8 protein-coding genes are annotated in these 9,660 nt (G+C 72.7%); 3 read left to right on the top strand and 5 right to left on the bottom strand.

Annotation, left to right across the window (positions count from 1 at the left end; genetic code table 11):
* Positions 1–67: 67 nt before the first annotated feature.
* The 5 genes from SZN_RS32250 to leuA all read right to left on the bottom strand — a co-directional run bounded on the left by SZN_RS32250 (position 68) and on the right by leuA (position 6,508).
* On the bottom strand, positions 68–484 hold the full coding sequence (locus SZN_RS32250) for a helix-turn-helix transcriptional regulator (RefSeq protein ID WP_244313455.1): 417 nt from the start codon (positions 482–484) through the stop codon (positions 68–70).
* A 179-nt stretch (positions 485–663) separates the two neighbouring features.
* Positions 664–3,057, bottom strand: coding sequence for an ATP-binding cassette domain-containing protein (locus SZN_RS32245; protein ID WP_007503319.1), 2,394 nt, complete (start codon positions 3,055–3,057; stop codon positions 664–666).
* Between the two features lie 114 nt (positions 3,058–3,171).
* Positions 3,172–3,582 carry a VOC family protein gene (locus SZN_RS32240; RefSeq protein WP_007503317.1) on the bottom strand — a complete coding sequence of 137 codons (411 nt, stop codon included), beginning with the start codon at positions 3,580–3,582 and terminating at the stop codon, positions 3,172–3,174.
* Positions 3,583–3,863: 281 nt separating this feature from the next.
* Complete coding sequence (locus tag SZN_RS32235; RefSeq protein ID WP_007503316.1) at positions 3,864–4,562, bottom strand: TerB family tellurite resistance protein; 699 nt, start codon at positions 4,560–4,562, stop codon at positions 3,864–3,866.
* 224 nt (positions 4,563–4,786) lie between these two features.
* The gene (leuA, locus tag SZN_RS32230) at positions 4,787–6,508 is read right to left on the bottom strand and encodes a 2-isopropylmalate synthase (RefSeq protein ID WP_007503315.1); all 1,722 of its coding nucleotides are present in this window, start codon (positions 6,506–6,508) and stop codon (positions 4,787–4,789) included.
* Positions 6,509–6,827: 319 nt separating this feature from the next.
* Between leuA and SZN_RS32225 the strand changes: the two genes are divergently transcribed.
* Genes SZN_RS32225 through SZN_RS32215 form a run of 3 tightly spaced genes read left to right on the top strand, consistent with a single transcriptional unit; the run spans position 6,828 to position 9,549 of the window.
* Positions 6,828–7,898: a M4 family metallopeptidase gene (locus SZN_RS32225; RefSeq protein ID WP_007503314.1), complete on the top strand. Its 1,071-nt coding sequence runs from the start codon at positions 6,828–6,830 to the stop codon at positions 7,896–7,898.
* A 21-nt stretch (positions 7,899–7,919) separates the two neighbouring features.
* Entirely contained in the window at positions 7,920–8,186 is a 267-nt protein-coding gene (locus SZN_RS32220; RefSeq protein ID WP_007503313.1) for a protealysin inhibitor emfourin, read from the top strand.
* A gap of 58 nt (positions 8,187–8,244) precedes the next feature.
* The gene (locus SZN_RS32215; protein WP_007503312.1) at positions 8,245–9,549 is read left to right on the top strand and encodes a GH1 family beta-glucosidase; all 1,305 of its coding nucleotides are present in this window, start codon (positions 8,245–8,247) and stop codon (positions 9,547–9,549) included.
* Positions 9,550–9,660 lie beyond the last annotated feature (111 nt).

Genomic DNA, 9,660 nt, shown 5'->3' with positions numbered 1-9,660 from the left:
GTCCGGACGGCAGCCGCAGCACACCGGGGCCGGTCCCGCTCCAGGGCCCGCCGGGGGGCGCCCGACCTCACGCGGACCGCCGGGCGCCGGGCGGGGCCGCGCCGTTGACCGCGGCGGCCAGGCCGAACGGCGCCTCGCGGTTCCTCAGCGGCCGGGTCACCTGCTTCGCCACGCACGACGGCAGGCCCGCCGCCGCGTCCGTCACCTGCCGCCGGTAGGCGCTCGGCGACATGCCGACCAGTTCGGCGAAGCGGGTGCTGAAGGTGCCCAGCGACGAGCAGCCGACGGCGAAGCACACCTCGGTGACGCCGAGGTCGCCCCGGCGCAGCAGGGCCATCGCGCGCTCGATGCGCCGGGTCATCAGATAGCCGTAGGGCGACTCGCCGTAGGCGGCGCGGAACGCGCGGCTGAGGTGGCCGGCCGACATGTGCACGCCGCGCGCGAGCGCCTCGACGTCCAGCGGCTGCGCGTACTCGCGGTCCATCCGGTCGCGGACGCGGCGCAGCGCGACCAGGGTCCGCAGCCGCTGGTCCTCGGGGGTGGCGGGGTGGGTGCGCACCCCCTCATCCTCCCCGGCCGCCGCCGGGCCCGTCCACCGCCGCGGCGGGCGGGAGCGCGACCGGAGCAGGGCCGACTCCGGCGATGTGGTCAGGCACATCGGCGTCAGCCTCCGACGTAGGCCGCGAGGTGCTCACCGGTGAGGGTGGAGCGCCGGGCGACGAGGTCGGCGGGGGTGCCCTCGAAGACGATCCGGCCGCCGTCGTGCCCGGCGCCGGGGCCGAGGTCGATGATCCAGTCGGCGTGCGCCATCACGGCCTGGTGGTGCTCGATGACGATGACCGACTTCCCGGAGTCCACGAGCCGGTCCAGCAGGCCGAGCAACTGCTCGACGTCGGCCAGGTGCAGACCCGTCGTCGGCTCGTCCAGGACGTACACCCCGCCCTTGTCCGCCATGTGCACGGCCAGCTTCAGCCGCTGCCGCTCACCGCCGGAGAGCGTGGTCAGCGGCTGGCCGAGGGTGAGGTAGCCGAGGCCGACGTCCGCCATCCGCCCGACGATCCGGTGCGCGGCCGGGACCCGGCCGCCGCCCTCGCGCAGGAACTCCTCGGCCTCGGTGACCGACATCGCGAGCACCTCGCTGATGTCGCGCCCGCCGAGGCGGTACTCCAGCACGGACGCGTCGAAGCGCCTGCCCTCGCAGTCCTCGCAGGTGGTGGCGACGCTCTGCATGATGGCCAGATCGGTGTAGACGACGCCGGCGCCGTTGCAGGTCGGGCAGGCGCCCTCGGAGTTGGCGCTGAACAGGGCGGGCTTGACGCCGTTGGCCTTGGCGAACGCCTTGCGGACGGGCTCCAGCAGTCCGGTGTACGTGGCCGGATTGCTGCGCCGCGAGCCGCGGATCGGGGTCTGGTCCACCGAGACGACGCCCTCGGGGGCGGGCACGGAGCCGTGCACGAGGGAGCTCTTGCCGGAGCCCGCGACGCCCGTGACGACGCACAGCACACCGAGCGGGATGTCCACGTCGACGTCCTGGAGGTTGTTCGCGCGCGCGCCCCGGATCTCCAGGCTGCCGGTGGGTTCGCGCACGGTGTCCTTGAGCACCGCCCGGTCGTCGAGATGGCGGCCGGTGACGGTGCCGCTGGCCCGCAGGCCGTCGAGGGTGCCCTCGAAGCAGACGGTGCCGCCCGCGGTGCCGGCGCCGGGGCCGAGGTCGACGACGTGGTCGGCGATGGCGATGGTCTCCGGCTTGTGCTCCACGACGAGCACGGTGTTGCCCTTGTCCCGCAGGCGCAGCAGCAGGTTGTTCATCCGCTGGATGTCGTGCGGGTGCAGCCCGATGGTGGGCTCGTCGAAGACGTAGGTGACGTCGGTGAGCGAGGAGCCGAGGTGGCGGATCATCTTGGTGCGCTGCGCCTCGCCGCCGGACAGGGTGCCCGAGGCCCGGTCGAGGGAGAGGTAGCCGAGGCCGATCTCCACGAACGAGTCCAGGGAGTGCCGGAGCTTCGCCAGCAGCGGCGCCACCGACGGCTCCCTGAGCGCGCGGACCCACTCGGCGAGGTCGCGGATCTCCATGGCGCAGGCGTCGGCGATGCTGACGCCGCCGATCGTGGAGGAGCGGGCGGCCTCGCTGAGCCGGGTGCCGTCGCAGTCGGGGCAGCGGGCGAAGGTGACCGCCCGGTCGACGAAGGCCCGGATGTGCGGCTGCATCGACTCGCGGTCCTTGGCCAGGAAGGTCTTCTGGAGCTTGGGGATCAGGCCCTCGTAGGTGAGGTTGACCCCGTTGACCTTCACCTTGGTCGGCTCGCGGTGGAGGAAGTCGTACCGCTCCCTCTCGGTGTACTTCGCGATCGGCTTCTCCCTGTCGAAGAAGCCCGACTCGGCGATGACCCGCACGACCCAGCCGTCACCGGTGTAGGTGGGGATGGTGAAGGGGTCCTCGGAGAGCGACTTGGAGTCGTCGTAGAGCTGGGTGAGGTCGATGTCGGAGACCGAGCCGCGGCCCTCGCAGCGGGTGCACATGCCGCCGGTGCGGCTGAAGCTGACCTTCTCGGTCCTCGTCCTGTCGGCTCCGCGGTCGACGGTGAAGCCGCCCTGCGCGGAGACCGAGGCGACGTTGAAGGAGTACGCGGCGGGCGGGCCGATGTGCGGTGTGCCGAGCCGGCTGAAGAGGATGCGCAGCATGGCGTTGGCGTCGGTGGCGGTGCCGACGGTGGAGCGCGGGTCGGAGCCCATGCGCTGCTGGTCGACGGTGATGGCGGTGGTCAGCCCGTCGAGGACGTCGACCTCGGGGCGCGCCAGGTTCGGCATGAAGCCCTGGAGGAAGGCGCTGTAGGTCTCGTTGATCAGCCGCTGCGACTCGGCGGCGATCGTGTCGAACACCAGGGAGCTCTTGCCCGACCCGGAGACCCCGGTGAACACCGTCAGCCGGCGCTTGGGGATCTCGATGCTGACGTCCTTGAGGTTGTTCTCCCGGGCGCCGTGCACACGGATCAGGTCGTGGCGGTCGGCGACGTGCGGCTCGGACGGCCGGGGGTCGGTGCTCTTGGCCCTGCTCATCGTGGGTGGTCTCCATCGGATGGTCGGTGGGGTTGCGTCGCCGGTGCGGCGGGACGCGCGCCGGGTCGGCGGGTGCGCGCCGCCGGGGGCGGTCGGGGCGGCGGCCCGCCGCGGTCAGCCGCGCTCCTGGATGCGGACCAGGTTGCCCGCGGGGTCGCGGAAGGCGCAGTCGCGGATGCCGTACGGCTGGTCGGACGGCTCCTGGACCACCTCGCCCCCGGCGGCCTGCACCTTCTCGAAGGTGCCGTCGACGTCGGCGGTGGCGAGCAGGATCCAGCCGTAGGTGCCCTTGGCCATCATCTCCGCGATGACGCGGCGCTCGTCGTCGGTGACACCGGGGTCGGCGGCGGGCGGCGCGAGGAGGAGGGAGGTGCCGGGCTGGTCCGGCGGGCCGACCGTGATCCAGCGCATCGCGCCCCGGCCGACGTCGGTGCGGACCTCGAAGCCGAGGGCGTCGCGGTAGAAGGCGAGGGACGCCTCCGGGTCGTCGTGGGGAAGGAAACTGGCGTGAATGCTGATGTCCATGCCGTCACGCTAGCCGGGGCGCGGGGGCGGCGCTTCTCGATTCGTGACCTGCTCCGCGGCCACCGCGACCGGCCCTCGTGCGACGGGCCGGCGGGATGTGCGCGGACGGTTCCGGTTCCGGCGCGGGTGCGCGCGGGCGACCGCGGGTGCCGGGTGCGGGAGGTCGCGCGCGGGAGGGCGCACCTGGTCGCTGCGGGCCGTGTCGGAGGACGCTGCGGGCCGTATGAGAGGACGCGGCGGCATCCGCCGGGGAGACCGTCCCGGCGCGGCGGTGCGGCCGCTCAGGACGGGGTGCGGGCCGCCGCCGCGAGCAGGCGGGTCACGTCGTCGGCGCGGATCGTGAGGGCGGCGCCGACGGTGGCGAGGACGTCGCGCTCGGCGGGTGTGTAGGGGCCGTCGGCCAGGGCGATACGGGCGCCCTGGAGGAGGATCGCCTCGCGGCCCGCGGGCGCGAGGTGCGGGGCGAGGGGGTCCAGGGCCTCGTGGAGTTCTATCGCCAGCCCGGCGCCGCACGGCTCGGAGAAGACCCGGCCGGTGTCCGCGGCCAGCGCCTCGACCAGGGCGTTGAGCTGCTCCCGCGTGCAGTCGTCGAAGCCGGCCGCACGCACCGTGGCGGCGGCCGTCTCCAGCGCCGGGCGGGCGCAGGTGCCGCCCGCGGCCAGCACCGCGAGGGCGACCGTGTGGACGGCGTCGCGGAGCATCGCGGAGAAGCGGGTGGTGGTCGGATGGTCGAGGGCGTCGGTGCCGAAGTGGCGCCGGCAGGCGGCGCACTCCACCACGGGTCCGGTCTCGCCGCGCGGCAGCACGGGCACGCCGAGCAGGGTGAAACGGCGCCGGCCGGTCAGCCGCTGGTAGTTGCGGTCGCCTCCGCAGCCGGGGCAGAAGAACTCGCCGTCCCCGGCGGCCGACCACACGGTGCGGGTGCCCAGGATCCGTTCGAACCTGGCGGCACGGCCGTCTCGTCCCCGTCCTGGCAGCACGTGGCACCTCCGTAACCACGCGGCAACATCGCCGCGCTTGCGTGATGTTAGCCACACCACGGACGCGGAGTCAGCACCCAGGACGAGACCTTTCCGTGACCTGCACAGGTCGGTGGCCGAAAACCGGCAGTTCCCCGCACCCGGGAGGGGGCGGGGAACTGCGGGAACGGCTGTCGCGGCGGCGCGCTCACGCACGGGCCGGCGGACCCGCGGCGGGCACGGGGTCAGCGCGCCGCCCGGTTGACGGCGGAGACGACCGCCTTCAGCGACGCGCGCGTGGTGTTGGCGTCGATGCCGATGCCCCACAGCACCTGGCCGTCGATGGCGCACTCGATGTACGAGGCGGCCTGCGCGGACGCGCCCTCGCTCATGGTGTGCTCCTGGTAGTCCAGCAGGCGGGCGTCGATGCCGACCTTCGCCAGGGCGTCGAAGAAGGCCGAGATCGGACCGTTGCCGGTGCCCTCCAGGACGGTGTCGGCGCCGTCGACGGTGGCTTCCACCTTGAGGGTGTCCACGCCGTCCGTGTCCGTGGTGGACTGGCCGTTCCTGACCTGGATGCGGCCCCAGGGGTTCCGCGGGTTCGGCAGGTACTCGTCCTGGAACACCGACCAGATGTCGGCGCCGGTGATCTCGCCGCCCTCGGCGTCCGTCTTGGCCTGGATGAGCTTGGAGAACTCGATCTGCATCCGGCGCGGCAGGTCCAGCTTGTGGTCGTTCTTCAGGACGTAGGCGATACCGCCCTTGCCGGACTGCGAGTTGACGCGGATGACGGCCTCGTAGGAGCGGCCGACGTCCTTGGGGTCGATCGGCAGGTACGGGACGGCCCACTCGATGTCGTCGACGGTGACGCCCCTGGCGGCCGCGTCGGCCTCCATCGCGTCGAAGCCCTTCTTGATGGCGTCCTGGTGGGAGCCGGAGAAGGACGTGTAGACCAGGTCGCCCACGTACGGGTGGCGCGGGTGGACCTGCATCTGGTTGCAGTACTCCCACGTACGGCGGATCTCGTCGATGTCGGAGAAGTCGATCTGCGGGTCGACGCCCTGGGAGAAGAGGTTCATGCCCAGGGTGACCAGGTCGACGTTGCCGGTGCGCTCGCCCTGCCCGAACAGGCAGCCCTCGATGCGGTCGGCGCCGGCCATGAGCGCCAGTTCGGCGGCGGCGACGGCCGTGCCGCGGTCGTTGTGCGGGTGGACCGACAGTACGACGTGCTCGCGGCGGGAGAGGTTGCGGTGCATCCACTCGAAGCGGTCCGCGTGGGTGGAGGGCGTCGAACGCTCCACGGTGGCGGGCAGGTTGAGGATGATCTCGCGGCCGGGGCCGGGCTGGTAGACGTCCATCACCGCCTCGCAGACCTCCAGCGCGAAGTCCAGCTCGGTGTCGGTGAAGATCTCCGGGCTGTACTGGTAGCCGAACTCGGTTTCGGGGTCCAGCAGCTTCTCGGCGTACTCCATGACCAGGCGCGTGCCGTCGACGGCGATCTGCTTGATGTCGTCCCTGGAGCCGCGGAAGACGACCCGGCGGAAGACCGGGGCGGTGGCGTTGTAGAGGTGGACGGTGGCCCGCCTGGCGCCCTTCAGGGACTCCACGGTCCGCTCGATCAGGTCCTCGCGGGCCTGGGTCAGCACGGAGATGGTGACGTCGTCGGGGATCGCCCCGGGCTCCTCGACGATGGAGCGCACGAAGTCGAAGTCGGTCTGGCCGGAGGCGGGGAAGCCGACCTCGATCTCCTTGTAGCCCATCGCGACCAGCTGGTCGAACATCCGGCGCTTGCGCTCGGGCGACATCGGGTCGATCAGGGCCTGGTTGCCGTCGCGCAGGTCGGTGGAGAGCCAGCGGGGAGCGGTGGTGACACGCTGCCGGGGCCAGGTCCGGTCGGGGAGGTCGACCTGCTCGTAGCGGCCGTACTTGTGGATCGGCATGGTGCTGGGCTGCTGGCGGTTCGCCATGTCTGCGGGGCTCCTCAGGATGTCCGGAAGGACGGCCGACGACGCAACGCGAAGCTCCGCGGGGAGGGAGTCGACCTGGACTACAGGCCCTCGCCGCGGCAGCTAAGAAGAAGCAGCCCGAAACGCATGATGCTCCGCATGCTAGCCGAGCCCCTCCGGACGCGGGGCGCCGTATCAGTATGCGGGACCCGAGGGGCGAACCGGACAAAAGGTGCGCCATATCACGTCGTCACGGAGAGTGGCACCCTCTGTCCGGATATTTCCCCCATCATGGTTGCTTCCAGTGACAGCGCCCTCACGCGGTGCGATGGCGCCCGGTATGACGACTCACGGGGGCTCCGAGCCCGTCTTCTGCACCGTCGTACCGCCGCACATGCTCGACCGGCTGGCCCGCCACGACGACCCCGCGCTCTCCGGCCCCGCCCGCCGGACCCTGCTGCGCGACAGCGAGCTGCGCGGCAGGCGGCGCGTCACCACCGAGTTCGCGCTCGCGGCCGCCCCCGCCGCCAAGGCGCCGCCGCAGCAGCCGCTGCGCACCGTCCACGACGCCCGCAACGGCACCGCGCTGCCCGGCACGAAGGTCCGCGGCGAGGGCGAGGAGCCCGGCCCGGACGCCTCCGTCAACCGCGCCTACTCCGGCCTCGGCGCGACCTTCGAGCTGTTCCTCACCGCGTACCGGCGCCACTCGATCGACGGCGACGGACTGCCGCTGGTGGCCACCGTCCACTACGACCGGGACTACAACAACGCCTTCTGGAACGGCGAGCAGATGGTGTTCGGCGACGGCGACGGCGAGGTCTTCCTCGACTTCACCCTCCCGATCGACGTGATCGGCCACGAGCTGAGCCACGGGGTCACCCAGTACACCGCCAACCTGACCTACTACGGCCAGCCGGGCGCGCTCAACGAGTCGGTGTCGGACGTCTTCGGCGCCCTGATCAAGCAGTACACGCTGGGCCAGAGCGCGGCCGAGGCCGACTGGCTGATCGGGGCGGGACTGCTGGCCCCCGGCGTCTCCGGCAAGGCGCTGCGCTCCATGAAGGAGCCCGGCAGCGCGTACGACGACGACGTCCTGGGCAAGGACCCGCAGCCCGCGACGATGGACGGCTACGTGCGCACCGGCCGGGACAACGGCGGCGTCCACATCAACTCCGGCATCCCCAACCACGCGTTCTACCTGGCCGCCACCGCCCTCGGCGGCAACGCCTGGGAGCGGGCGGGGCAGATCTGGTACGACGTGCTGACCGGCGGCGAGCTGTCGGACCGGGCGAAGTTCGCCGACTTCGCGAAGCTCACCGCCAAGGCCGCGCGCGAGCGCTTCGGCGACGGCGGCGCCGAGTTCCAGGCCGTCTCCAAGGCGTGGGAGCAGGTCGGGGTGCGCATCCCCTAGCGCCGTACTAGACAGGGAGCCATGCGTATTCAGGTACGGCGCACGGGCGGGTTCGCGGGGATCGAGCGGCAGGCCGAGGTGGACACCTCGGGACGGCCCGACGCCCCGGAGTGGCACGCCCTGGCCGAGCGGGCCGTCGCGGCCGGCCGGGGCACTCCCCCGGCCGGGGTGCCCGACGGCTTCCGCTACACGATCACCGTCGACGGCCGCACGGTGCACTGCGCGGACCCCCGGCTCACCGAGGAACAGCGCAGGCTGATCTCCCGGGTGCTGAAGGAGGGCGCGTAACGGGCTTGTCGCGCCGGGCCGTTGACTTCGCTCACCCGCCGTACGGATGATCCGGCGCATGGCGACTGACCCGATCCCCCCGTTCCCGCCCGGCTTCCTGTGGGGCGTCTCGACGTCGGCCCACCAGATCGAGGGCGCGGCGGCCGAGCGCGAACGGTCCGTGTGGGACGCCTTCACTGCCGAGCCGGGCCGGGTGAAGGACGGCTCGACGGCGGAGGTGGCCTGCGACCACTACCACCGCTACCGCGAGGACGTCGCCCTGCTGGCGGGCCTGGGCGTGGGCGCGTACCGCTTCTCCGTCTCCTGGCCGCGGGTCAACTCCCCGAAGGGGCTGGACTTCTACGACCGGCTGGTCGACGAGCTGTGCGCGGCGGGCGTGCGCCCCGTCCCCACGCTGTTCCACTGGGACCTGCCGGTGGAGCTGGACTGGCTGGAGCGGGACACGACCGCCCGCTTCGCCGAGTACGCCGGCGTCGTCGCGGAACGCCTCGGTGACCGCGTCACCCGGTGGATCACCCTCAACGAACCCGCCGAACACACCCTGCTGGGCCATGCGCTGGGCACCCACGCCCCCGGCCGGCAGCTGCTGTTCGACGCGCTCCCGGCCGCCCACCACCAGCTGCTGGCGCACGGTCTCGCGGTGCGGGCGCTGCGCGCGAGCGGCGCGCGGGACGTCGGGATCGCCAACTCGCACGGACCCACCTGGCCCGCGTCCCGCGACCAACGGGACGTGGACGCCGCGGACTTCTACGACCTCCTGCTCAACCGGCTCTTCGCCGACCCGCTGCTGCTCGGCCGCTACCCCGACGGCCTGGGCGAGCTGATGCCGGGGGACGTGGCCGCGGACCTGGCGGTGATCGCCGAGCCGATCGACTTCTACGGCGTCAACTACTACGCCCCGACCCGCGTCGGCGCCCCGCAGGACACCGGGACCGAGTTCGGCGGCGTCCGCATGCCCGCCGAACTCCCCTTCTCCGTGCGGGAGATCGAGGGCGTGCCGACCACCGACTTCGGCTGGCCCGTCGTCCCCGAGGCGCTGACGGAACTGCTCACCGGGTTCCGGGAGCGCTACGGCGACCGGCTGCCGCCCGTCGTCATCACCGAGAACGGCTGCTCCTACGAGGGCCTGGACGACCAGGACCGCATCGCCTACCTGGACGGCCACATCCGCGCCCTGCACCGGGCGGTGGAGGCCGGGGTCGACGTGCGCGGCTACTTCGTCTGGTCGCTGCTGGACAACTTCGAGTGGGCCGAGGGGTACGCGCGCCGCTTCGGGCTGGTGCACGTCGACCACGCGACCCAGCGGCGCACCCCGAAGGCGTCGTACGGCTGGCTGCGGGACATGCTCCTGGCCCAGGGCTGAGGCTCAGGGCCCCGGCCGGAGGGCGCCGGGAGGCCGCCGGGGGGGGCGCCGGAGGGGGCGCCCGCCCCGCGCCGCGGTGCACCTCGGTGCGCCACCCCTCGGTGCGCCACC

Source organism: Streptomyces zinciresistens K42, assembly GCF_000225525.1.
GTDB lineage: Bacteria > Actinomycetota > Actinomycetes > Streptomycetales > Streptomycetaceae > Streptomyces > Streptomyces zinciresistens.
The sequence above is the reverse complement of the archived record's forward strand: the minus strand, read 5'-3'. Positions and strand labels throughout refer to the sequence as shown.